Origin of the sequence: Salinimicrobium aquimaris (assembly GCF_035607535.1) — a bacterium.
In the GTDB taxonomy this organism is placed as follows: Bacteria; Bacteroidota; Bacteroidia; order Flavobacteriales; family Flavobacteriaceae; genus Salinimicrobium.
The window spans coordinates 335,114-359,979 of record NZ_JAYDZX010000002.1 but is presented as its reverse complement, the minus strand read 5'-3'; the positions used below and the strand labels follow the sequence as shown (position 1 = coordinate 359,979).

Sequence of the window (24,866 nt, the reverse complement as noted above, 5' to 3'; positions counted from 1 at the left end):
CAGTAGTTTAGTTGGTAGTTGATAGTTCGGAGAGGTTCTTTGGGCATTTAGCTGTTGGTTTCTTGTTTGTTGTTTGTTGTTTGTTGTTCATTGTTCATTGTGAAAAAAGCCAACTCCGCCTCCCTTTAGGGCAGGGGAAAAGCGGAGAGTCTCTGATAATTGATTATTGATCATTGTTTATTGAAAAAAGCCACGGATGCACCGATTTTCTTTTATGGTTCAGCTTTCTGACCACTGATCACAGAACACTGACCACTCTTTTAAGATCCCCACAGACTTTCCATCTGAGGCCATAACTCCGCCTCCCTTTAGGGCAGGGGAAAAGCGGAGAGTCTCTGATAATTGATTATTAATCATTGTTTATTGAAAAAGCCACGCATTCATGATTTGTCTTTTTAACTCATAAATGTCTAATCAGCCGTCAGTTCGAGTGTTTTTTGTTGAACAGAGTGAAACAAAAAATGTATCGAGAACAGAGGCTGCAACCACTCTCTTGTTCTCGATACTAATTTGCCCCTGCTATCGCAGGTTCAAATTCACTCGAACTGACGGGATGAGTTCCTTGTTTTCTATCCTTGCAAGCGATAGCGAAGCAATCTCACAATGAGAGAGCAATCTTTCTTATTTTCTACCAGTAAAGAGCAGAACTCCTGCACAAGGAGATTTCCGAAACCCGGGACTCCTTCGCAAAGAGGAGAATAATTAGTCTTCCTTTCGATATTTGTTCATTGCTTACTGTTTATTGATCATTGTAATTTTAATTGTAAAACCCTTGAACTTTGAACCTTGAGCCTTGAACCTTGAATAGCAAAGCTAATTCGCCAAAAAGGCAAAACTTAGCTCTGCCTATGCGCATGCAACATGGGTGGGGCGCCGTTGAACGGGTTCTCCATTCGACCTACGCTTATGCCTCCCATGGTCGATGCTCTCATCACACTCTCCTCTCCAAACCGGTTGCGAATGCGGTCGATGGAATTATATAAATTCAGCATCTCCTCGCTGTCGTCAAACAGGTTGATCTGGTAATGCCCGCCTACGAGTCCGGTGAATTTCACTCCCACCAGCCGAATGAGCAGCCTCCTGTTGTACAGCTGGCGGAACAGCTCCCATATCTTTGGGATCAACACATGATCGGCACTGGTGTAGGGAATGCTCGCCTGCTTGGTATAGGTATTAAAATCTGAATACCGGATCTTCACACTAATATTTGACGTAAGCCTGTCCCCGCGTCGTAACTGGTACGCCAGGCTTTCGGTCATGGCCGTGAGCGTCGCACTTAGCTGTACCATATCAATAGTATCTTTGTGGAAAGTACGTTCGGCGGAAATGGATTTCCGCTCGTGGAACGGGATGATAGGCACCTCATCTATTCCATGCGCCCGTTTCCAGATAGTACGCCCGTTCTTGCCCAGCACACTCTCCATCATCTCCACCGGCATCTCCTGTATGGTCTTTATTTCTCTTACCCCCAGCCCCAGCAGCGTCTGAAAAGTCTTGCTCCCGATCATAGGAATTTTCCGCACAGACAGGGGTGCCAAAAATGTTCTTTCAGCACCGCTTTCTATGAGCATCTGGTTATTGGGTTTGGCCTCACCCGTGGCGATCTTGGACACTACTTTATTCCGGGAGAGCCCGAAGGAAATTGGGAGTCCGCTTTCACGAATGATCTCCTGCCGCAGCTCACTCGCAAAGCGGTAGGTACCAAAGAATTTGTCCATGCCGGTAAGGTCGGCGTAGAATTCATCGATGCTCGCTTTTTCAAAGGCAGGTACTTTATTCTGAATGATCTCTGTCACCTGGTGAGAATACTTGCTGTAAGTGCCGGTCTCCCCTTTGATCACTGTAGCCGCCGGGCACAGCTGCCGGGCCACCTTCATCGCCATACCCGAATGCACTCCATACCGGCGCGTCTCATAACTACACGCCGCCACCACCCCGCGATCTCCCAGGCCACCTACCAGCACCGGCCGGTTATTAAGTTCGGGATGCAGCAAACGCTCTACAGACACAAAAAATGTATCCAGATCGAGGTGTAAAATAGCTTTATTCTTCTCCATTTATGGATAATTTCCTTCTTATTGGAATTATTCCAAAATTAGAAAAAATAAAAATTCCCTCCTGTAGAAAGAGCGTTAAAAATTATAAAGAAGTTATTAATGTCTGGAAGCAAGAGAACTACAGAAAAATCTCTTTCAAATGCCTCTCATAAAGATTTAAAGTAACATTCTCTTCAATTCTACTTCGGAATTTTTCCAACAACTGTGAAAAATCTTCTTTTTCAGCAGCTATTTTATAGGCACAGTGAAGCAGTTGCCTGAAGTGGGGATTATATGCTGCTGAAGTTGCTTCATGTCTCAGGGCATCTGCAAAATCTTTTCCGGTGGAAAAATCCCCGACTACAGGTAACTTTTGTTTATCTATAGAAAGGACTGAAGCATAATCTTTCGTTAGTTCCTCATAGCGCTCCAGGGATTCGGCATAGAGTTCTTTGGCAAACCTAAAACCATCGCCTTCACTTTCTGCAATTCCTATCAATTCTTCCAGCCAGGTAGTGCCTGCGGTTTTTAGATGTAATCCAGCATCGTGTTTCCTGATGAGCTTTTGAATGACAGGATAGATCGAGAACTTATCACTCCCGCTGTGCACACTCAATTTTAGATTTTGTGGAAATTCAAATTCCTTTACAGCAAATTTCAGCACCAAAAGATCCTCCTCAAATTCCTGCTCAAATTTCTCCAGATCTCCCTCATAATCCACTCCTTTATTGAATTCCCCGGAAAATTTTGGAGCGATAGTGTTGACCGGAACCTTATAAAAAGCCAAAGCTGCCAGAATGAAGAAAAGCTCAAGCGGGGATTGAGGATTTTCCACCTCATCAATGGAAACTTCCACATGGAATTCTTCAGCTTTTTTGGAGCGGATATGTTTATAGATCTCTCCTGCTTTTTGAGAAGCCAATAAAAAACTATCCAGCATTTCCCTTAGATGTGATTTAGATATCTGCATCTTACGCTCAATCCCGGGGATTGCAATATCTCCCATATAGCTTTTGAAAAATTGAAGAAAATCTTCCTCTTCTTTTTCTGAAGCTTTTTGCCCAATAAATCCGGCCACATCAATAGTGAAAAAATCACTGAAAGGAATGAACTCTTCTACCGTTTGCAGGTTTATATGATCGGCATCTACAAAGTAAGCTCCTGTAAAACCTAAAGCTTTTATGGCTTCATCTGCTTCCTTCCGCAGGCTCTCAGGGTGAGAACCTACTGTTTCATGCTCCCGGTTTGATTTATTCCAGACCGGCGTCACCTCAACTCCTTCATCCCAAACCTTAAGAATCGCCTGCAGCTGAGCCTTTCCCTCTTTTCCAAACCTGTCACCTACTCCAAAAGAATATTTTCCTAATGCTGCCATATCAAATCATTTTATACCCCGCTAAAAGCTCCAAACCCACCGTCTACTGCAATGACAGTTCCGGTGACGAAAGATGAATTATCTCCTGCCAGCCAATTTGCTGCGCCCTGCAATTCTTCTGGCCTTCCAAAGCGATTCATTGGTGTCTGCTTTACAATGGTCTCTCCGCGGGAAGTGAGACTTCCGTCTTCATTCAGTAAAAGGTCGCGGTTCTGCTCCCCGATAAAAAAACCGGGGGCAATAGCATTCACTCGGATTCCGTCTCCATATTTCTGCGCCATTTCTACCGCCAGCCATTTCGTGAAATTATCCACAGCTGCTTTGGCTGCCGAATATCCCATAACTCTTGTAAGCGCTCTTGACGCGGCCAGGGATGAAATATTGATTATACTGCCTTTCTTCTGCCCAACCATTCCTTTTGCAAAGACCAGGGTTGGCAGAACAGTTCCTTTGAAATTCAGCTCATTCACCTTATCAAAGTCCCCAACGTTGAGATCAAAAATACTTTGGTCTGGGGTGATGGTAGCGCCTTTTATATTCCCACCGGCAGCATTGACCAGAATATCTACCTTACCAAAGGCTTTTTTTATACTTTCTCTGGCTGTCTCCAGTTTATGCTCATCGAGTACATCTGCGACCAGCGCCATGGCTTTTCCACCGGCATTCTCTATTTCTTTTACTCTTGCCTGTACAGTTTCTTCACTGCGACCCAGTATGCCGACTTTCACCCCTTCGGCTGCCAATCCCATTGCAATGGCACCTCCCAGTACCCCGTTGCCTCCGGTTACTACTGCTACTTTATCTTTTAAATTGCTCATTTTAGCTTCTTTAATTTTCCAGGGAATTGATTATTCCCAGCTCTAAACCTCTTAACTCCGCCAAACCGCGCAACCTGCCAATTGCCGAATAACCGGGATAGGTTGTCTTTTCAAGATCATCAAGCATTTGGTGACCATGATCGGGTCGCATAGGGATCGGCCCCCTGTTTTGCCCTTTTTGACACTCATAAAAAGTGCGGACCAGCTTATGCATCTTTGCACTTCCTTCGAGATGATTGGCTTCATAGAACCTCGAATTCCCCTCTCTTTGAACAGATCGCAGGTGCACAAAATGTATCCGATGGTAATATCTTCTAATAATTTCCGGAAGATCATTCTTTTCTGAAGCTCCAAAACTACCGCTGCAAAAAGTGAGACCATTGGTTTTTGAAGGAACCTGATCAAAAATATGGTCCAGATCTTTGGCTGTACTCACCACCCGCGGTAGACCAAGCACCGGCCATGGTGGATCATCGGGATGGATAGCCATTTTTACTCCTGCTTCTTCAGCCACAGGAATTACTTCTTTCAGAAATTCCACCAGGTTCTCCCGAAGTTGCTCTGCAGAAATGCCTTTATAGTCTTCCAGTCCCTTCCGAAGTTTTTCAAGAGTAAAACCATTTTGGTCCCCCGGTAATGCCATGAGTAAACTTTCCTGAAGCCGATCCAGCTCAGCCTTAGTCATTCCGGAATATTTTCTTTTGGCCCTTTCCACCATTTCCGGTTCATAATCTTCTTCGGCCTTCTCCCTTTTCAGAATGAACAGGTCAAAAACAATTAGGTCCTCCAGATCATGAAGCAGGGCTGTACTGCCATCCTCCAGCTCGTAGCGAACATTCGTTCGTAGCCAGTCAAGAACAGGCATAAAATTGTAACAGATCCTGGTAATTCCACTTCTGCCGAGATTCCGCAGACTCTGTTTATAATTTTCTATGTATCCTGCTTTATCTGCTTTACCTTGTTTGATATGCTCATGAACCGGCAGGCTTTCTACCACATTCCAGTGAAGTGGAAATGGATTTTCCTTGTTGCTCTTGTCTAAAAGAGCTTTTCTCCGGTCGATTTCTTCAAGGCTCCACACTTCGCCCACCGGGATGTGGTGCAAGGCTGTGACAATCCCGTTAGCCCCGGCCTGTTTAACAGTTTGTAGATTCACCGGGTCATGCGGCCCATACCATCTCCAGCTTTGTTCGAATATTGGATTTTTCAAAGAATCGTTTTTCTCAGGGTTCAGCAAGCTCTAATTTAAGATAATAATCTGCCAAAATGAAGCTTTTAAAATTTAAGTAAGCCAAGGCTTCGCAAGGCTGCAATAGTCAACAAGCCGATAGACAATGTTCGGAAGCTTAATCTAATTCCGGCTTTTCTTTTGACACCGAAGTAGGCACCCCGGCTTCTTCCCCGATAATAACCTCATCAAAAATGACATTTTTGGTGTTGGTTATTGAAGTAGCATTTTTGGTCTTGTTCACTTTAATGTTGGTCAGTTTCACATTCTCCACCTTGCTTTCTTTAAAGCCCTGAATGACCACTGCGGTTCCCGTGGCCTCTTCACAGGTGACGTTGGTGATAAAAACATCTGAGATCTTGGAATTAAATCCTTCTCCTTCCCCGTGATAATTGGCAGTAATATAGAAGCAATCTTCTACTTTTTGAAGCTCTATATCATTGATGTAGATATTCCTGATATACCCTCCCCTATCGGGATTGGTCTTAAAGTAAATTCCCCTTTTAAGGTAACCCCAGGCATGGTTGTTTTCTACATACACGTTCTGAACTCCGGCCGACATTTCGCTGCCAATGACCACTCCGTGCAGCCCTTTTAGAAGGTTATTCCTAATCACAATATTTTCTGAAGGAGTAGCCGAATTTGCCCGTCCTTCATGATCCCTTCCGGCTTTAATGGCAATGTTATCATCCCCGTTATCGAACTTCACTTCTTCAATTAAAATATCCCTTGCATACTCAGCATCTATACCATCATTATTGAAGTTATGAGCATCGAACTTTAATCTGCGCAAAGTGGCACTTTGCGATTTGAGAAGATGTACACACCAAAAAGGGGAATCTTCTATGGTAATATCCTCCAGTAGAATATTCCTGGAGTTCACAAACTGTATTAACTGCGGCCGAAGGTAGTGATCTTCTCCAAAGATCCTTTCCTCCACAGGAACTCCTTTATGGTTCATGTCCCTGCTCAATTGCTTATCCTTATCTTCCAGCTGTTTCCAGGCGGCCCAGGCGCCACCGCCTTCCCCGTCAATGGTGCCTTTTCCGGTGATGGCAATATTTTCCAGTTCATTCCCATAAATGAGCGGACTATGGTTATATAGCATGGTTCCTTCCCAACTGGTAAGCACCAGAGGGTAATCCCTGGGGTTTTCCCCAAACCTTATCTTTGCACCTTCCTGTAGGTGTAGATCGACATTGCTCACGAAATGAATAGGACCGTTTACTGTGTAAATGCCCTTTGGAACGATGAGTCTTCCACCTTTCCTTTTCTTCAGGTGAGCCATGGCCTTATCAAAAGCCTTTTTATTATCTGAAACTGAATCGCCTTTAGCTCCGAACCTTTTTACAGAAACCGCATAATCCGGAATCTCCGGAAGCTGAATCCTTTCCACGATCTCCTGAATTGCCGCCTTTCTTTCGGGTTCAGATAACTGGGCATGGGCACTCAGTCCCAAAAATACTACCCATAATAACAATAGCTTTTTCATAATCTTGATTTTAGAAAATCCTCCCTTACAGGGCTAAACACATCTATTAACATTCCCGCTTCAATACATTTGGCACCGTGCCTGGCATTGGGCGGAACGAAAAATCCGTCGCCCGCTTCCAGAATTTCAGCTTTGCCGTTAATCGTGATCTTGAACTTTCCCGAAGCCACTACAGTTCCCTGGGAATGGAAATGTTCGTGCGCATAACCCACCGCACCTTTTTCGAATTTCACCTTTACCAGCATCAACTGCGTATTATAACCGGTAATTTGCCGGGAGATCCCTTCTCCCGCAGGTTCCCATTCTGCTTCAGTTTCTTTAAAAAAGTTGTTGGAATTTATCATTTTTGGGAGGTATGTTTTCGTTGCCATGCAGGATATTTTTCCTTCAGGAGATCTTCAGCATAATTGTCGATATAGCTGTAGTTGGTGCGCCGCTCGTGCTCTATTTCCTCAAGTTTGTATTTCACCACTCCGTCACGACCTATGAACATAGGCCTGTTGGTACCAATCTCTGTAAAGCGGCCCCAAAGCGGTCCTCCGTCAGGATCTTCGATTAGCACACGATCCCGGCCCTCGGGCAGGTGCTCTCCTTTTATCCATTCCACTCTTTTCCCCATCACCTTGGCCTCATCGAACCATTGCATGGCACTTTGAACGGCCTTTTTAACCTCTTCGGAAGGATTCTCGATCTCCATTAGATAGCGTACGATCTCCGCACTTTCCTTTCCGCTGAGGGAAGCCAGCTCATAAGCTCTTGCCTTGGCCGGCTGAAGGGTTTCTTTATCATGTTGTGCACCCCAGGCAGTGAGTTTGCCGTCAACTTTCACCTGGGTAGCAAGAATGATCTCCAGGCCTTTTTCGATAGCTTGTGCTGCTTTTCGTTTCCTTTTTGCATCCACAAAAGAATATGGCTCTTTATTTTGAGCAATATCCCGCAATAACCTCATCACTCCTATCATTGCCCCGTCGTTATAGGTGATGTGCTCGTAATATCCTTTCCTTATCGGGTAAAATTGGGACCAGCCCCCATTGGGATATTGAGCTTCAAACAAAAAATCAACACCTTTCAAAAATGCCTTTTTATAAGCCTCTTTTCCCGTCGCCTTATAAACCCTTGCCAGGTAGCGCAGCTGGGTATGAGTTGCTCCGTTATCTATGGTAGTACCTGCGTCTACGGCACTTAACCTTTTTAGTTCTTCCTTTTCCTGCGGACTTAGCTCTACAGACATATCCTTGTTCTTGTACCACCCGCCGTTGTGATGTTGATAAAGCAATACATTATCTGCAATCCGCCGGGCCTCTTTCCCTGCATACCAATTCTCATCCTGCGCCAGAGCCTTTCTCCATGGTACTTTTTCTGAATACTCTACCTCCCCTACAGGTACCTCTCTCAAGATCTTTTCTGAAAGGACCTGCGGAAGAATATAATTTTTTAATTGAAGATCCTGTCTCGCAATCTCCTGAAGTGCCAGGCTCGCCACCAGCTTTGCACCCTTTTTTGAAAGATGAGTATCATCGGTCACTCCTCTTGGCTCATAAGGATCCTCTCCCGGTTCCAGGTGCAAATGCAGTTGCTTGGAATCCTGAGGTCCGTAAGAGATCTCGAGTTGTTCGGTCAACAACTGCAGATCAACAAAAGGCACATCAAGATCTTTTGCCAACATTCTTACCACAAGAGGATATTGCCCATGAGTATCTACCAGCACTCCGGCTTCATTAAAATTGCGGCGCACTATGGAGCTAAACAAAACAGGCGTAGCCCCTTTCTCACGGGTTTCGTTTACAAATTTTTCAAGATTACTTCGGTACTGAGTAAAAGGATTAGTGTACCTCGCAGGATCGTTCACTTTTTGGTCATTATGTCCAAACTGGATGAACACAAAATCCCCCGGCTTCAATTGTTCTTTCACCTTTTCCCACCGGCCTTCAGCAATAAAACTTCTGGTGCTTCGGCCGTTTACTGCGTGATTCTGAATATTTATTTCTGAAGACATCAACTCCGGAAGCACCTGTCCCCATCCATGCTCCGGATTCTTATCGGGATCCTTTTTTTTTGACATTGTAGAGTCGCCGATGAGGTATAGCGTTGGTCGTTCCTGCGCCATTACTGTTACTGAACAAATAAGGATGAGAAACAGAAGTAGATTTTTCATTTTTAAGAAGGTATTTCGATGATTCAGAGGCATCAATTGTTTTGATTCATGGCTTTTGAAGCCCAGTACCAATCTGCTTCTTTGCTGAAGATATTTTTAATATTATATCTGTCAGCTTCCTCTGCAGTTAACTGATGCGACCATTGAATCCGGGTTTCCGGAGAAGCTCCGGGGCCGGTGCTGTTGTATTCCGCATAAAATGCAGTTCTTTCTTTATTTGGGAACATCCTGTCCCCGTGCCAGGGATCCCAGCCTGCAGGGAGAATATGTTTTCCCAGGTGAGAATTAATAAAGACTGTCTTGGCATAAGGTCTCCAGGGCCTGCCCAGATAGACCTCATTCACACCTGCAGCAGCTATAAATTTACAGTTAAGGAATACATACCCGAATTCCTGATTTTGCGGCGTGGCCGCGGCTGTCACAAACGAGTCCTTAAGGCTCTTAATGGTACAGTCTTTAAAAACAGCCGTGGCTTCTCCAAAAATAAAATCCGTGGTTCCTTCAATATAGCAGTTTAAGTACAACTGCCTGCTGCCTTCTGTTGCTGTGTAGAGCGTGTCCTGGCATCCCAGAATATTGGAATCTTTGATGACAAACCTATCCCCTTCTACGTGCAAAGCCACAGCCTGGCCCTCGCCGCAGGAGGTGTTCCGGATAGAGAGATTTTCAATTTTTATATCATTCCCCCGCACTAAAACAGTATAGGAAGTGAAAGTCGACATCTCCTTTCCTGTCAGCGAATCTATCTTTCCGGAAAAATCATTATTGGTGATGATCGTATTTTTTCTGTCTTCCCCAATGAGAGTGAGCTGCCGTTTCCAGGAAGGGATTTCCAGCTTTTCATTGTAGGTGCCAGATTGTATGCTGATCACCACTTCCCCCGGACCAAGATCGCGGGTAGAATTTACAGCCTCCTGGATACTGCTGAAATCTGCTTTTCCGTCTTTTCCAACCGTAATCTCCCGGTATCGCTCCCTGGCTGAAGAGGAATTCTTAAAGATCCTGTCAAGAAAATTTGTCGTCAGTCTCACCGTTTCATCAAACCAGGGATGAACCAGCCAGAAGGCATGAGGAGTTTTGTCTATGGTATGTACTTCGTTATATATCTCATACCTGTCAAGCAGCTCTACCATCTCATCCCGCCCGGCATGAAACCTTGGGTAAGAACTATTGATGAAGAGCGTTGGAGGTGTATCACCATCAACATACTCCAGAGGTGAAGCTTCTTTCCAGGTTTTAAACTTGTCTGCTTTTGAACCACCCAGCCAGGTTGCAGCCATCCAGCCTTCTTCGGCATCGGGATGAATAAAGGAGACAATGCCGTCGATATTTACTATCGCCTGCACCTCATCTGAAAGATCCTGATGCTCACCTTTAAAGAGTTGAGACTGTGGGGTGACTCCAACTAAGGTTGCCAGCTGCGCTCCTGCCGAAGCTCCTAAAACAGCAATTTTTGCAGGATCTATGTGGTATTTATCTGCATTCTCTTTTATCCATTTCACAGCATCTTTAAGATCAATTACCGCTGCAGGATAAACAGCCTCGGTCCCCAGGCGATATGCCGCGGTTACAGCCACACAACCTTCAGCAGCGAGTTTTTGAGCCAGGGGATGCAGGTTTTCCTTGCTTCCGGTGAGCCATCCGCCGCCATGGACTAACAAAACGACAGGGAACTTTTCCCCTTTTTCAGCCTTAGGAAGAAAGACATCTGCTGTAAGCTCTTTTTCAGCAGTGCTTTTATAAACAATATTCTCCCGTGCCACAATTCTTTCCGACAGTTGAGATTCAACAGGCCGGATAAAAGGATAATCCTTTTTCAGCTTCTCATACGTGGTGCTAATACTATACGGCCTCACCTCATTCTTCTGCGCCACCGAAAGAGGGCAGAGCCAGAAAAATAAGAGAATCGAAAAAAGGCATTTTAGGGAGTTCATATTTTTCAACTGATGTAAGAAACCAAAGCTGAACCTGCTGCAGATTCATTTCTAATACTGTTTACCATTTATTGTGGTATTGACGAAAATAATGGGTTCGCAGTTTTCGATCTCCATAGGAATTTCGGTCTTCTTGATAACTACATCCTTCAGTTTCACATTGCTCACCGGCGCTTCTTCCCTTCCTTTTATCAAGAGACCGTACTCACCGCCGTTTTCGACCTGCACATTTTCAAGCAGGATATTTCTTATAATTGGAATATGCTCGCCTTCCTGGTTGGCATAAATTCCGTAGTGGGTGTTGATCTTAAGTACGGCTTCCTTTACCTGTCCCACTTTAAGGTCCTTAACAAAAATGTTCTCGATAACGCCTCCCCGCCTGGTATTGGTCTTGATCCTAATGGCGCGATCAAGATTAGGGCTGCTCATGGTGTTGTTACGGACAAAGACGTTTCTCACTCCGCCGGAAATCTCACTTCCCATAACTACTCCGCCATGCCCGTCTTTCATAACGCAGTTCTCCACTACAATATTCTCACTGCTAATGCCAACACGTCTTCCGTCGTTGTCTCTCCCCGATTTAATAGCTATACAGTCATCACCGGTATCAAACGTACATCCTGTAATATGAACGTTTTTGCTGTATTCAGGATTACAACCATCATTGTTAGGGCCATGACTTATTACGCTCACATCCTTAACCGTTACACTATTGGATTTCACCGGATGTATCACCCAGAACGGAGCATCGATAAAGGTAACCCCTTCGATAAGTACATTCTCACATTCAAAAGGCTGAAAGAATGTTGGACGGAACTGGTGTCCTTCCCCGAAAATCCTTTCAGCAACCGGAGTTCCTTTTTCAACCATTTCATTAAGGCGGGGGAGATTGTGCTCGTCCAGCTGGCTAACCTCACCTTCCCTGTAACCATAATCCTCATTTCCTTTCCACGGCCACCAGTTGTCATTCCCCGCCTGCCCGTTAAAGGTACCTTTTCCTGTTACCGCTATATTCTTCTGCTTGTAGGCGTAAATTAGAGGAGAATAATTCATAAGCTCCATTCCTTCAAAAGAAGTGTGTACTACCGGCAAATAATCCTGTTGATTGGTGGAGAATTTCACTTCGGCTCCCTCTTCAAGATGGAGATTTACATTGCTCTTTAAGTGAATTGGCCCGGTGAGATATACTCCTGCCGGCACGAGAACCTTCCCTCCACCTGCCTGAGCACAGGCTTCAATGGCTTTTGCAAAAGCAGCTGAACTACTGACCTCTCCATTTGCTGAAGCGCCGTAATCCATGATATTAAATACCTTATCCTGAAATTCTGGAACAGTTATATTCTCAACGATCTCATCGGCCCGTTTCCAGGGGTCACTGAAATCCAGCGCCAGATTTTCTTCTGAAGCTATTTCCCCCAAAGTAGAAGTTTCCTCCTTCTCCACGTTCTTGCAGGATGTTACAAGAACAATAAACATTAGAATATGAAGAGGTTTTAAGAATTTGGTCATTATGAAATTATTTTTGATTTATATCAATCCTTTAGAATTCTAAATAGAAAGAGCAGCAGATCACTGCCTAAGTTGTAATCGATTGCACTAAAATACCATTTTTTCTATGTAATAGGCAAAAAATCTGCGGTCAATATTTCCAAAAATTCTGCAATAAAACCGGGGTTTTCAAGAGCATCATTTAAATATCAGCAGGTATAGGTGGCATTTTAAAAATAAACCAGTGCAAAAAATACCAAATTTTGATACATTTGTAGTGCAACAAGTTGCATACCTTCACAAAAACCTGATGACCAAAAAAGGAAACACCACCATTTACGATATTTCAAAGAAATTGAATATCAGTGCGGCTACAGTGTCGAGAGCCCTTAACAACAACCCTAAGATAAGTTCGAAAACACGGGAGTTGGTCTTTGCCGCGGCAAAGGAAATGAATTACAAGCAAAACCGCCTTGCACAAGCCTTAAAGAGTGGCAAAAGCAAGAATGTGGGTATTATAGTCCCTTACATCAACCGCAACTTCTTCTCTTCCATCATCAGGGGAATTGAAGAGGAACTCGGTCCCCATGGTTATCACGTGATCATTTGCCAGACTCACGAGCAAATGAGTACCGAAGTTGAGCAGATAACTACCCTTTTAGACACTCAGGTGGATGGGATCTTTATGTCCATCTCAAAAACAACAAACAAAACAGAGCATTTTAGAAAGGTCTTAAAAGAGGGAAAATCCCTCGTCTTTTTTGACAGGAAACTCGATATTCCCGGAGTAAGTTCTGTAGTCATTGATGACTTTAAAGCAGGCTATCTTGCTACTGAACATCTCATTTCTCAGGGATGTAAAAGGATCGCACACTTTTCGGGAGATCTTAACCTGGAGATCTATAAGAACCGGCACGACGGCTATATTAGCGCCCTTGAAGATAATGGTTTAAAGGTTAACCCCAACTACATCCTTACCACTCTCAGCAGTATTGAGGCGGGGGCTGCAGCTGCAAGGGAATTGTGGGAACTGGAACCAAAGCCCGATGCCGTTTTTTCTGCCAGTGACTACACAGCCCTGGGCGCCATACAGGAACTAAAGAAAATAGGAGTGAAAATTCCGGAGGATTTCTGTATTTCGGGTTTTAGTAATGAGCCATTCACCAAATACATGGAGCTGCCTATTACTTCTGTAGATCAGACTCCGCTAAGAATGGGGAAAATAGCTGCGCAAGTCTTCCTGGAGCAGGTAGACAGTACCGAGAAACTTACAATAGAAAAGAAGGTCGTGCTGGATCCCGAACTCATCATTAGAAACTCCTCCAACAAAGGCCTCAAAATTAACGCCTGAAAATAACCTTTTTTGAAGGTATTAAAAACGAAAGGTATCTATAAAGATACCCCTCGTTTCCATGGAATAAAATCGTCCTGATTAAGTTCTTCGGCTTTACTACTCACCTCACCGCTTGCTACCTGTACGAGAAATTCAAGGATCTCTTCGCCCATTTCCTCAATAGTCTTTTCAGCTTTGATGACTCCTCCGGCATCAAGATCAATAATATCGGGCATTCTACGGGCCAGCGTGGTGTTGGAAGACACCTTTAACACCGGTGCTACAGGATTGCCGGTAGGCGTACCCAGTCCTGTGGTGAAGACCACCACATTCGCCCCCGCACCAACCATTGCCGTAGTACTTTCCACGTCGTTTCCGGGAGTACACAAAAGGTTCAAACCGGGCTTAGTAACATAATCCCCATAATCCAGAACATCCTGTATTGGGGAGGTTCCACCTTTTTTGGCCGCTCCTGCCGATTTCATGGCATCGGTAATCAAACCATCTTTAATGTTACCGGGGGAAGGGTTCATATCAAATCCTGATCCTGCGTCGATAGCCGACTTTTCAAAGGCGCGGGTAAGTTCTAAAAATCTATCGGCTAGTTCATCGCTTACGCAACGGTTGATCAACTCCTGCTCGATTCCGCAGAGCTCTGGAAATTCCGAAAGAATGGGAGATCCGCCCAGGGCCGACAATAAATCGGAAGCATATCCCAGTGCCGGATTGGCCGAGATTCCGGAAAAGCCGTCGGAGCCTCCACATTCCAGTCCTAATTTCAGCTTAGACAGGGGTGCAGGTTTCCGCTCAATTTTGTTGGCTTCCTTTAAGGCTTCAAATGACTCCTTAATGATCTTACTCATCATTTCATCTACAGTACCTTCCTGCTGCTGTTCATAAATGAGCACGGGCTTTTGAATATCAGGATTGATCCTTTCCAATGCCTTTTTGAAAATGTCTATTTGCAGGTTCTGGCAACCCAGGCTAAGCACCGTCGCCCCGGCAACATTTGGATTATTGACATAACCGGCCAGCAATCGTGCAAGTGAGGCCGAATCCTGGCGTATGCCGCCACAACCTCCCTGGTGGGTAATAAACTTTACATCAATATTTCCAAAAATGCTGTTTTCCTCCTCCTCTTCTTCAGGCAGTTCATTTCCATCACCGCCCTGGATCAACTGGCGCAGTAACAGGCGTTCCCGGGAAGGTTTTTTAAAGGAAAGCTCCTTCTCAAAAACCTCTTTTAGCAGCTCAATGTTGCGGTTTTCACAAAAGACCAACGGAAAGAATAACCACACGTTCCTGGTTCCCACCTGCCCATCGGGCCGGTGATATCCGTTAAAGGTACGGTTCTTCCATTTTGTAACATCTGGTGCATTCCAGCCTGTATTCTCGGTCTTTTTGAAAGCCTGTGCACTTTGGTGCTTCACATTATCTACCGTGAGCACTTCTCCTTTTTTAATTGGCTGAGTAGCTTTTCCCACAAGGACGCCATACATATATATCTTATCGCCTTCTCCAAGATCTACCAGACTTATCTTGTGCTTCGCAGCTACATCGGTCAACACTTTCACTTCCAGATTATCCAGTTGAAGCTCTTCATCTTTCCACAGGTCGGCCAGGGCAACGGCCACATTATCATCTGGATGAACCTTAATTATTTTCGTTTGCATAATATTCTAACTTTTGACTCCTATCTTCTGTTTGTAAGACCTGAAGCCTTCTTCTACCCCTTTTTCCCCAATCTCTTCAAGTGCCGTTTGCACCTGCTCATTCAGGTTTTCAATATCGTTGAGATTGCGGCCCCAAAAATCCTCTTTTTGGAGCACCTTTGTCACCAAAGCCTCCAGATCATTTTCACTCCAAACCTGCCGGAAGAAATCCACGATTTGTTGATCATCCTGCACCGGTAGATCTCTACCCTGCCATTCTCCCTTATAGAACCTGATCAAACAGGCAAAAGCAAAGGTTAGCCTCACCGGAAGACTTCCCTTCCGTTCTTCGTACTGCAGCAGACTTGGCAGTACCCTTACTTTAAATTTCGAAATAGAATTTAAGGCAATGCTTGCAAGCTGATGTTTTATGAATGGATTCCTAAACCTGTCAAGCACTTCTTCAGCAAAGCTTTTCAGCTCCTCTTCCGAAAGATCAAGAGTAGGATTGATCTCCTCAAAAATGGCATTCTTGACAAACTTTCCGGTGAAATCATCATCTACAGTTTCCTTAACAGTCTCTTTTCCGCTAAGAAGTGCAAAGGGTACCATGGTAGTGTGGGCACCATTGAGGATCCTCACCTTTCGGGTGCGGTACGGCTGAATATCTTCAACAATGAGCACGTTCTCGTCGATCTTATCAAATGGAATCTTCCTCTTTAGATCTTCACCTCCCTCGATTACCCATAACAGGAAAACTTCGGCAGTCACGATCAACTTATCTTCGAATTCCAACTGACTCTGGTACTGGTCTATTTCAGCACGAGGATAGCCCGGAACGATTCGATCTACGAGGGTATTGTGAAAGCTGTTATGCTCTTCCACCCAGTTCCGGAATTCGGGATCAAGATCCCAAAGTTCGATATAGCGCAAGATGATCTCTTTAAGAGTATCGGCGTTATAGTTGATCAATTCACAGGGAATGATGCTAAGGCCTTTGGCCGGGTCTCCGTTAAAATGCTGATATCTTTTCCACAAAAGAGCAGTCACTTTAGCCGGGAAGCTATTGTGTGGCTCCTTGTCCAGCCTGTCGTTCTCATCAAAAGCAATGCCCGCTTCGGTAGTATTTGAGATGAGGAACTGTAGATCTTCTTCAGTTGCAAGATCCAAATAGGCCGAGTAATCCCGGTAAGGATTTAGTGCCTTCTGGATACAGCTGATTGTTCTTTTCTCCTGTATTTCCTTTCCGCTTTTGACGCCTCTCATAAAGAGATTATAAAGTCCGTCCTGCTCGTTCAGCATATCTACAAGCCCGGCATCTATGGGTTGTACGACTGCGACACCGGCATCAAAACCTGCTTCTTTATTCAGCTTGTCGATGATGTAATTCACAAACGCGCGGAGGAAATTACCCTCTCCAAACTGGATGACCTTAATGGAGTGCTTTGAAGGGATTCCGGCGTTCTTTCTATTTAATCTTTCCATACTTTTTTCCTGATCTTAAATTTTCTAATCAAATAACTGCGGCAACCATAGGGAGATTTCCGGAATGAAAGTCACCAACAATAAAACAATAAACATCGCGACGTACAGTGGCATCAGTGGTTTGATCACTTTTTGAATGCTTGTCTTTGCCACACTCACTCCAATGAACAGCACAGAGCCCACCGGCGGACTACACAGTCCGACACAGAGGTTCATCACCATGATAATTCCGAAGTGTACAGGGTCAACCCCCAATGCTGTTACAACCGGTAAAAATATAGGGGTAAAAATGAGCACTGCAGGCGTCATATCCATGAAGGTTCCCACGAACAGCAGTAACAAGTTGATGATAAGCAGAATGACAAAAATATTATCGCTAAGGCTTAGCAAGGCATCACTTACTGCCTGCGGAATGTTTTCATAAGACATTACCCAGGACATGCTCATGGAAGTGGCAATAAGCAACATCACAATTGCAGTGGTCCCTGCTGAACTTAAGAAAACCCCGTGAAGGTCACTCAGCTTCAATTCCCGGTTGATGAAAGACAGGATGAGACAATACAACACGGCAATTCCTGAAGCCTCGGTAGCGGTAAAGATGCCCGAAACAATTCCTCCAATTACAACTACCAGCAACAGTAAACTGGGAAGAGCATGTAAAAAGGTAACAGCAATATTCCTAAGATTGGCAGGTTCCCCGGCTGGATATTTCTTCTTTTTGATCCATACCGCTGCCACGAGCATAAGGGCAAGCCCCATGAGTATCCCCGGAAGATAGCCTGCCAGGAACAAAGATGCAATAGATACCCCACCACTGGCCAGGGAATAAACGATTAGCACATTTGACGGCGGAATCACCAGACCTGTTGTAGAAGCTGTGATGTTTACTGCTGCCCCAAACTGTTTGGAGTATCCTTCTTTTTCCATTGCCGGCCCAAGTATCCCGCCCATAGCAGAGGTAGCTGCGACTGCAGATCCTGCTATAGCACCAAACAACATGGCTGCAACCACGTTTACATAGATCAATCCCCCCGGCAGCGCTCCCATGAGCGCTTTCGCAAAGGCAATGAGCCGGTTGGCAATCCCCCCCTGATTCATGATTTGTCCTGCCAGGATGAACAGGGGAATAGCAAGCAGCGAAAAACTATCGAGACCGGTGGCCATACGCTGCGATACCGTAGTAAAGGCAGCGAGCGTATCTATTGATGCCAGGATGGTGAGGACGCAAGAAATCCCAATTGACCAGGCGACAGGAACTCCTATCGCCAGCAGGATCACAAAGGATAACACCAATATTAGAACCTCTGACATCATACTAAATAAGTTTTTGAATGAATAATTTCGTGTACTTTATAATAGATCACCAGCAGTCCGCTCACCGGCACAACGCTGTAAACCCACGACAGTGGTACTTTTAATGCTGCGGAAGATTGCCCCAGCAAATCATTTACATATACCAGGTTGCCGCCTCCAATGACCAGCACTGTCAAACTGAACAGGATAATAAGCACATTGATAAAGATGCGCAGCCTGATCCTGTTTGGAGGGCTCAATTTAGGAGGTAAAATATCTATTGATAAATGCTTTTGTTGTCCCGCTGCATAGGCGGCTCCGAGAATTCCAATCCAGATAAACAGATATCTCGCCAGTTCTTCGGTGAAGGAACTTGGAGAATTCAGGAGGTATCGCGAAAAGATCTGCCATAGTACAGACAGCACCATAAGGGCGAGAAGCACCACCAAAAAATTCCCAAGCACTTTATCTACAGTTTTTCTCATAACTTATTTAACAGCCTGGATTTCTTCAATTAATTTTTTCATTTCGGGATCTTGAGAGAACTGCTCATACATAGGCTGAACTTTCTCTCTAAATAATTCTTTATCGGGATAAATCACCTTGACTCCTGCTTTCTGAATCTCCTCCATTGCTTCCAACTCTGCTTCCCTCCAGATTCCTTTTTGATATTCTGAAGATTCCATAGCGGCTTCTTTTAACCATTTTTGTTGTTGAGGGGTAAGGTCATTCCACACAAGAGTGCTAATCAACAATTCGTCGGGCAGGGCAGTGTGTTCATCTACTACAAAATTCTTGGTCACCTCATAATGGCGGGAGAGGTAAAAGCTGGGCAGATTATTTTCGGCGCCATCTACTATTCCCTGCTGCAAGGCAGTGTAGAGTTCACCCCATGCAATAGGCGTGGGTGAACCTCCAAGATGTTTCACCATGTTGATGGCGGTATTACTTTCCATTACCCGCAATTTTAGACCTTTTAAATCTTCGGGTGTTTCTACTGGAGTTTTAGTATAAAAACTTCTACTACCAGCATCATAAAAAGTGAGGCCTTTAAGACGCTTATCAATGCTTTTGTTAAGGAATTCTTCCCCTATCTCGCCTTCCAGAACCTCGAACCTGTGTTCCCTGTCGCGAAACAGAAAAGGCAATCCAAAAAGCTGCAGACTGGGTACAAAGTTTTCAAGAACCCCGGTGGAGACTTTTGTCATTCCCAAACTACCAATCTGCAATAGTTCAAGAGTTTCCCTTTCTGAACCCAGCTGCTGGTTTGGGTAAATATCAATGGTCATGGTCCCTCCCGATTTTTCATATAATCGTTCGGACATATAGACCATGGCCTTGTGGACAGGATGAGAAATATCCAGCCCATGGCCAAGTTTTATTTCTTTTACCTTGTTTTGCTCTTTACATCCCGCAATAAGAAACAGCGAAAAGAGAACAAGGCAAAAGCGCATAATATTTTTCATTCTTAAGATCTTAATCAATTAATGCAAGTCTGTTAGTTTCATACCAGCCTTCTCCCTAGTCTATAATTACCTTTTGATCCGCCCGTCTGTCTTTCCCTTTGCCACCTCCAGCACTTCCTCAACGCTTACCAGGTTTACATCTCCCACGTGAGTATGTTTTAAAGCACAGGCTGCATTTGCAAAATCAAGGGCCTCATTATCTGCAAAATTCTGAAGGCCATATAGTAAACCTGCAGCAAATGCATCTCCGGTTCCTATCCGGTCAACAACATTAGTGATCTCTAATTCACTGGTGCTAATGTACTCCTCGCCGGTCCAGGCTCTTCCATAGATCTTTTGCCAGGAAGCATTGATGCTGCTACGCACTTTGTCAAAGACTTTCTTTACTGAAGGGAATTCGGCTATCAATGCTTTACTCGCAGCAATAAAACCATCCTTGTCTGAAGTATATTCAGTCTTCAGGATCTCATTGATCTCTGTAACCCCTCCTATGAAAATATTGGAAAGAGAAATAAGTTCTTTCAACACTTCTCCACTGTTCCTCCCGTAGTTCCAGAGGTTACTGCGATAAGCAGGATCGGCTGTTACGACGATTCCTTTTTGCTGTGCCAGTTCCAGGCCCAGCTTTAGGGTTTGATAAGCTCCTTCGGAAACCGCGGGGGAAATGCCACTCCAGTGGAAGATCCCACAGCCTGAAAGTATCTCCTCCCAGTCTACCTGTTCCGGAGAGATCTTTGCAAAAGAACTGTTGAGCCGGTTATAGGCGATCTGGCTTGATCGCATGGCAGAACCTACTTCCAAAAAGTATAGCCCCAGCGGGTGGGGCACCTTTTTTACAGCCGAAATGTCTATGCCGTATTTGCGAAGGGTGGCAATCGCAGCCTCACCTACGATGTCATTCGACACATTGGTGACATGCTGTACTTCCACGTCAAAATTTGCAAGCGATGCTGCCACATTCATCTCGGTACCTCCAAAGAAAAAGTCCAGCTGCATGGCCTGCAGTAGCTTCCGGTTGTCTGATGGGGATAACCTCATCAAGACCTCACCAAAAGTCACGATTTTTCTCTTTTTTAAAGGTTCTTTCTGCATGAGCTTCATCTAAAGAAAAACCTGCGGATAATTCATAGCCGCAGGTCTTCTCCTTTTTACTTCCTTAGGTTCTTTATTGTTTCCAGGGTCTCTCTCACGGTCTTTTCCAAACCTGCGTAATCCTTATTCTGGATCACCTCTTTTGAGATAAGCTTTGAGCCCATTCCCACACAAGTTACTCCGGCGTCAAACCAGCCTTTAAGATTCTCTTCGGTGGGAGAAACTCCTCCTGTAGGCATAATGCTGGTCCAGGGTTGCGGACCTTTAATGCCTTTTACAAAACCGGGTCCGTAGGTTCCCCCGGGGAAAAGCTTTACGATCTCACAGCCCAGTTCCTCGGCACGGGCAATCTCTGTAAGAGATCCACATCCCGGAGACCAAAGCACCTTGCGGCGGTTACACACTGTCGCAATGTCTTCTCTAAGAACCGGAGTCACAATAAAGTTCGCTCCCAATTGCATGTAGAGAGATGCCGCGGCAGCATCGGTCACCGAACCTACTCCCATGATCATTCCCGGCAGTTCCTTAATTGCATATTTATTAAGTTCTCCAAAGACCTCAAAAGCAAAATCTCCCCTGCTGGTGAATTCCATTAGGCGACCACCACCATCGTAGCAGGCTTTGAGGATCTTTTTTCCCAATTCCACATCAGAGTGAAAGAACAAGGGAACCATTCCCTGTTCTTTCATTACCGATGCTACTTCTATTCTTGAATATTGAGCCATAGCTATAAGTATTATCTGGCTACACGTCCAGAGGCATCTCCGCCCATTAATTTTTTAACCTCATCAACTGTTACCAGGTTGGCATCTCCCTTAATTGTGTGTTTCAGGGCCGAAGCAGCAACAGCAAAGTTCAAGGCGTTCTGGTCATCTTCAGGATATTGTAACAGTCCGTAGATCAAACCGCCCATAAAGGAATCCCCGCCTCCAACTCTATCCACGATGTGGGTGATGTTGTATTCCGGAGATTTGAACATGGTCTTCCCATCATACAGTACTCCTGCCCAGGTATTGTGCGAAGCCGATAGCGAACCTCTTAGGGTAGTGATCACCTTTTTGGCATTAGGGAATTTTTCCATCATTTGCTGACACACCGAAAGAAATGCTTCAGCTTTTACGTGCTCCCCCTGTGTAGTGATATCAAGACCTTCAGGCTTGATTCCAAAATGTTTTTCAGCATCTTCTTCGTTCCCCAGGATGATATCGCAGTAGGAAGTAAGCTCGGTCATAATAGCTTCGGGCTCCACTCCGTATTTCCAAAGCTTGGCGCGATAGTTAAGATCTGTTGAAATAGTAATGCCCTTTGCACGTGCAGCTTTAACAGCTTCAAGACATGCATCTGCAGCTCCCTGAGAAATAGCCGGAGTGATCCCGGTCCAGTGGAACCATCCTGCCCCTTCAAAAACCTCATCCCAGTCTACCATTCCTTTTTCGATCTGCGACATGGCCGAATGGGCACGATCATAGACCACTTTACTTCCACGACTAACCGCACCGGTTTCAAGGAAATAGATCCCAAGACGATCCCCGCCAAAAATGATCTTATCTGTTCCTACGTTTCTCTTGCGCATTTCCATAAGAGCGCATTCTCCAATATCGTTCTTAGGCAGACGGGTGACAAAATCTACCGGCACGCCATAATTGGCAAGCGACACGGCAACGTTAGACTCTCCTCCACCGTAAACCACATCAAAGCTTGAAGCCTGGGAAAACCTCAGGTGTTCCTGTGGTGCCAGGCGTAGCATTATTTCTCCAAAAGTGACTACTTTTTTCATATTTCTGGTTGTTATAAAAATTATACTGAACCTTTTTGAGCGAGTTCAGGGTTTAAAAATCAAAATATTCTTTAGCGTTGTGATAACTAATGTTGGCCACGGTATTCCCTACCAGCTCCATATCGTTTGGCAGTTCGCCGCTTTCCATCTCTTCTCCAAACAGGTTGCAAAGCACCCTTCGGAAGTACTCGTGACGTGGGAAAGACAAAAAGCTCCTTGAATCGGTAAGCATTCCAATAAAGACACTTACCAGTCCCATATTGGAGAGGGCGTTAAGCTGCTCAATAATTCCGTGCTTTTGATCCAGGAACCACCAGCCCGAGCCAAACTGAACCTTACCTTTCACGCTTCCATCATTAAAGTTCCCGATCATGCTGGCAAAAACAGCATTGTCTGCAGGATTAAGGTTATAAAGTATGGTCTTGGTGAGTTTATCTTTACCGTCGAGGTTGTCCAGGAATTGCGAGATCTTTTCAGCCTGCGGGTAATCTCCTATAGAATCCCAACCTGTATCGGGCCCCAGCTCATCCAGCATTCTTTTATTATTATTTCTTAGAGCGCCCAGGTGAAATTGCTGTACCCATCCAAATTCATGATAAGTCTCTCCCAGGAAAAGTAAGATAGAAGTCATGAACTTTTTTGCCTCTTCTTCTGAAATTTCTTCTCCTTTTCGCTTTTTTGAAAAAATAGCATTTACCTCTTCTTCCGAAGCTTCTTCGAAGCAAATGTAATTAAGGCCGTGGTCGCACAACCTACATCCATTGGCATGGAAAAATTCGATCCTGCTTCTCAAGGCAGCTTTGAGGTCATCATAAGAACCTATAAAAAGGTTTGCAGCTTTACCGAGTTCATCCAGGTAAGAATTGTACTTTTCAGACTCTATGAGAATAGCCTTATCTGGTCTAAAAGCCGTACTGACTTTGATCTCAAAGTCGCTCTTTGCCAGTTGCCGGTGATACTCCAGGCTGTCTACAGGATCTTCGGTCGTACAAAGTGTTTCCACTCCCATTTTCTTCAGGAGTCCGCGGCAGGAATATTCCGGCTGTTGCAGTTTTTCGTTGACAGCATTGTAGATCCTTTCAGCAGACTCTTCATTGAGCAATTCATCAATTCCGAAGTATCTCTTTAGCTCCAGGTGAGTCCAGTGATAGAGAGGATTCCGCAAAGTGTGAGGCACCGTTTTGGCCCAGGCCATGAATTTCTCCTTATCGGATGCATCTCCTGTAATATACTTTTCATCCACACCCATGGTACGCATAGCACGCCACTTGTAGTGATCCCCGGCGATCCATACCTGGGTAATATTGTCAAATTTTCTATCCTCTGCAATCTCTTTGGGAGAAAGGTGATTGTGATAATCTATTATGGGCTGTTCTTTAGCGTAATTGTTATACAGATCTTTTGCCTGCTGACTTAACAACAGGAAATCTTCTGTAATGAATTTATTGGATTCCATTCTTGTTTGTTTATTCATAATTTTTAGCGAGCCATCCAGCCACCGTCTACCAGCAGGATAGAGCCGTTCATGTAATCACTGGCATTTGACGCGAGGAAGACCACAGGTCCTTTGAAATCTTCGGGCTCTCCCCATCTTCCTGCAGGAATTCTTGCAAGGATGGAAGTACTTCTATCCTCATCTTCCCGTAGTGCCGCAGTATTGTCGGTAGCAATGTATCCCGGTGCAATAGCATTGATCTGCACTCCTTTGGAAGCCCATTCATTAGCAAATGCTTTTGTAAGCTGGCCTATGGCGCCTTTGGAAGCTGCATAGCCGGGCACTGTGATCCCGCCCTGGAAAGTGAGAAGGGAGGCTGTAAAAATAATTTTCCCACTTCCTCTTTTGATCATTTCTTTCCCGATCTCCCGGGTCAAAATGAACTGAGAATTTTGATTAACCTCGATCACCTTATCCCAATATTCATCGGGATGTTCGGCGGCAGGTTTCCTCATGATCGTACCTGCGTTGTTCACCAGGATATCTATGGTAGAATTCTCTGCTTTTACTTTTTCGATAAAACCGTAGAGACTTTTTCTGTCTGAAAAATCACACTGATAGGCCGAAAATTTTCTGCCGGCTGCCTTCACAGCTGCTTCTATCTCAGATCCTTCAGCCTTTAAACTGGCTGAGACTCCGATGATATCTGCTCCGGCTTCTGCCAAGCCCTGGGCCATTGCAAAACCTATTCCGCGGTTACACCCTGTAACCAATGCTGTTTTTCCTGTAAGATCGAATAACTTCATA

The 24,866-nt window shown here is 44.8% G+C and carries 20 protein-coding genes; 1 reads left to right on the top strand and 19 read right to left on the bottom strand.

Features of this window, described 5'->3' with window-relative positions; translation table 11 throughout:
• Positions 1–836 precede the first annotated feature (836 nt).
• The 9 genes from dinB to VR862_RS05475 form a co-directional block, all read right to left on the bottom strand.
• Positions 837–2,057, bottom strand: a complete 1,221-nt coding sequence (gene dinB / locus VR862_RS05515; RefSeq protein WP_324719965.1) for a DNA polymerase IV — start codon at positions 2,055–2,057, stop codon at positions 837–839.
• 118 nt (positions 2,058–2,175) lie between these two features.
• Positions 2,176–3,411 carry a tagaturonate epimerase family protein gene (locus VR862_RS05510; protein WP_324719964.1) on the bottom strand — a complete coding sequence of 412 codons (1,236 nt, stop codon included), beginning with the start codon at positions 3,409–3,411 and terminating at the stop codon, positions 2,176–2,178.
• Positions 3,412–3,422: 11 nt separating this feature from the next.
• Positions 3,423–4,229, bottom strand: coding sequence for an SDR family oxidoreductase (locus VR862_RS05505; protein WP_324719963.1), 807 nt, complete (start codon positions 4,227–4,229; stop codon positions 3,423–3,425).
• 10 nt (positions 4,230–4,239) lie between these two features.
• On the bottom strand, positions 4,240–5,439 hold the full coding sequence (gene uxuA, locus VR862_RS05500; RefSeq protein ID WP_324719962.1) for a mannonate dehydratase: 1,200 nt from the start codon (positions 5,437–5,439) through the stop codon (positions 4,240–4,242).
• Between the two features lie 136 nt (positions 5,440–5,575).
• Entirely contained in the window at positions 5,576–6,949 is a 1,374-nt protein-coding gene (locus tag VR862_RS05495) for a glycoside hydrolase family 28 protein (protein ID WP_324719961.1), read from the bottom strand.
• Entirely contained in the window at positions 6,946–7,320 is a 375-nt protein-coding gene (locus VR862_RS05490; protein ID WP_324719960.1) for a cupin domain-containing protein, read from the bottom strand. Before VR862_RS05490 ends, VR862_RS05495 begins: the two co-directional genes overlap by 4 nt.
• Positions 7,290–9,104, bottom strand: a complete 1,815-nt coding sequence (gene pelA / locus VR862_RS05485; protein ID WP_324719959.1) for a pectate lyase — start codon at positions 9,102–9,104, stop codon at positions 7,290–7,292. The genes VR862_RS05490 and pelA overlap by 31 nt, the downstream gene beginning before the upstream one ends.
• Positions 9,105–9,136: 32 nt before the next feature.
• Complete coding sequence (locus VR862_RS05480; protein ID WP_324719958.1) at positions 9,137–10,978, bottom strand: pectinesterase family protein; 1,842 nt, start codon at positions 10,976–10,978, stop codon at positions 9,137–9,139.
• Positions 10,979–11,089: 111 nt separating this feature from the next.
• Positions 11,090–12,547, bottom strand: coding sequence for a glycoside hydrolase family 28 protein (locus VR862_RS05475; RefSeq protein WP_324719957.1), 1,458 nt, complete (start codon positions 12,545–12,547; stop codon positions 11,090–11,092).
• A 289-nt stretch (positions 12,548–12,836) separates the two neighbouring features.
• Between VR862_RS05475 and VR862_RS05470 the strand changes: the two genes are divergently transcribed.
• Positions 12,837–13,877, top strand: coding sequence for a LacI family DNA-binding transcriptional regulator (locus tag VR862_RS05470; RefSeq protein ID WP_324720100.1), 1,041 nt, complete (start codon positions 12,837–12,839; stop codon positions 13,875–13,877).
• A 38-nt stretch (positions 13,878–13,915) separates the two neighbouring features.
• Here the strand turns inward: VR862_RS05470 and VR862_RS05465 are convergent, their stop codons facing one another.
• The 10 genes from VR862_RS05465 to kduD form a co-directional block, all read right to left on the bottom strand.
• Positions 13,916–15,532, bottom strand: a complete 1,617-nt coding sequence (locus VR862_RS05465) for a UxaA family hydrolase (RefSeq protein WP_324719956.1) — start codon at positions 15,530–15,532, stop codon at positions 13,916–13,918.
• 6 nt (positions 15,533–15,538) lie between these two features.
• Positions 15,539–16,996: a tagaturonate reductase gene (locus tag VR862_RS05460; protein WP_324719955.1), complete on the bottom strand. Its 1,458-nt coding sequence runs from the start codon at positions 16,994–16,996 to the stop codon at positions 15,539–15,541.
• Positions 16,997–17,020: 24 nt separating this feature from the next.
• The gene (locus tag VR862_RS05455) at positions 17,021–18,310 is read right to left on the bottom strand and encodes a TRAP transporter large permease (protein ID WP_416384490.1); all 1,290 of its coding nucleotides are present in this window, start codon (positions 18,308–18,310) and stop codon (positions 17,021–17,023) included.
• Positions 18,307–18,774: a TRAP transporter small permease gene (locus tag VR862_RS05450; protein ID WP_324719954.1), complete on the bottom strand. Its 468-nt coding sequence runs from the start codon at positions 18,772–18,774 to the stop codon at positions 18,307–18,309. The genes VR862_RS05455 and VR862_RS05450 overlap by 4 nt, the downstream gene beginning before the upstream one ends.
• Positions 18,775–18,777: 3 nt before the next feature.
• The gene (locus tag VR862_RS05445) at positions 18,778–19,755 is read right to left on the bottom strand and encodes a TRAP transporter substrate-binding protein (RefSeq protein ID WP_324719953.1); all 978 of its coding nucleotides are present in this window, start codon (positions 19,753–19,755) and stop codon (positions 18,778–18,780) included.
• 66 nt (positions 19,756–19,821) lie between these two features.
• Positions 19,822–20,847 carry a sugar kinase gene (locus tag VR862_RS05440; RefSeq protein ID WP_324719952.1) on the bottom strand — a complete coding sequence of 342 codons (1,026 nt, stop codon included), beginning with the start codon at positions 20,845–20,847 and terminating at the stop codon, positions 19,822–19,824.
• A 56-nt stretch (positions 20,848–20,903) separates the two neighbouring features.
• On the bottom strand, positions 20,904–21,572 hold the full coding sequence (locus VR862_RS05435) for a bifunctional 4-hydroxy-2-oxoglutarate aldolase/2-dehydro-3-deoxy-phosphogluconate aldolase (protein WP_324719951.1): 669 nt from the start codon (positions 21,570–21,572) through the stop codon (positions 20,904–20,906).
• Between the two features lie 11 nt (positions 21,573–21,583).
• A complete protein-coding gene (locus VR862_RS05430) occupies positions 21,584–22,624 on the bottom strand; it encodes a PfkB family carbohydrate kinase (RefSeq protein ID WP_324719950.1) in 1,041 nt (346 codons plus the stop codon).
• A 52-nt stretch (positions 22,625–22,676) separates the two neighbouring features.
• Positions 22,677–24,080, bottom strand: coding sequence for a glucuronate isomerase (uxaC, locus tag VR862_RS05425; RefSeq protein WP_324720098.1), 1,404 nt, complete (start codon positions 24,078–24,080; stop codon positions 22,677–22,679).
• 23 nt (positions 24,081–24,103) lie between these two features.
• Positions 24,104–24,865, bottom strand: a complete 762-nt coding sequence (gene kduD, locus VR862_RS05420; protein WP_416384489.1) for a 2-dehydro-3-deoxy-D-gluconate 5-dehydrogenase KduD — start codon at positions 24,863–24,865, stop codon at positions 24,104–24,106.
• Between the last annotated feature and the right edge of the window lies 1 nt (position 24,866).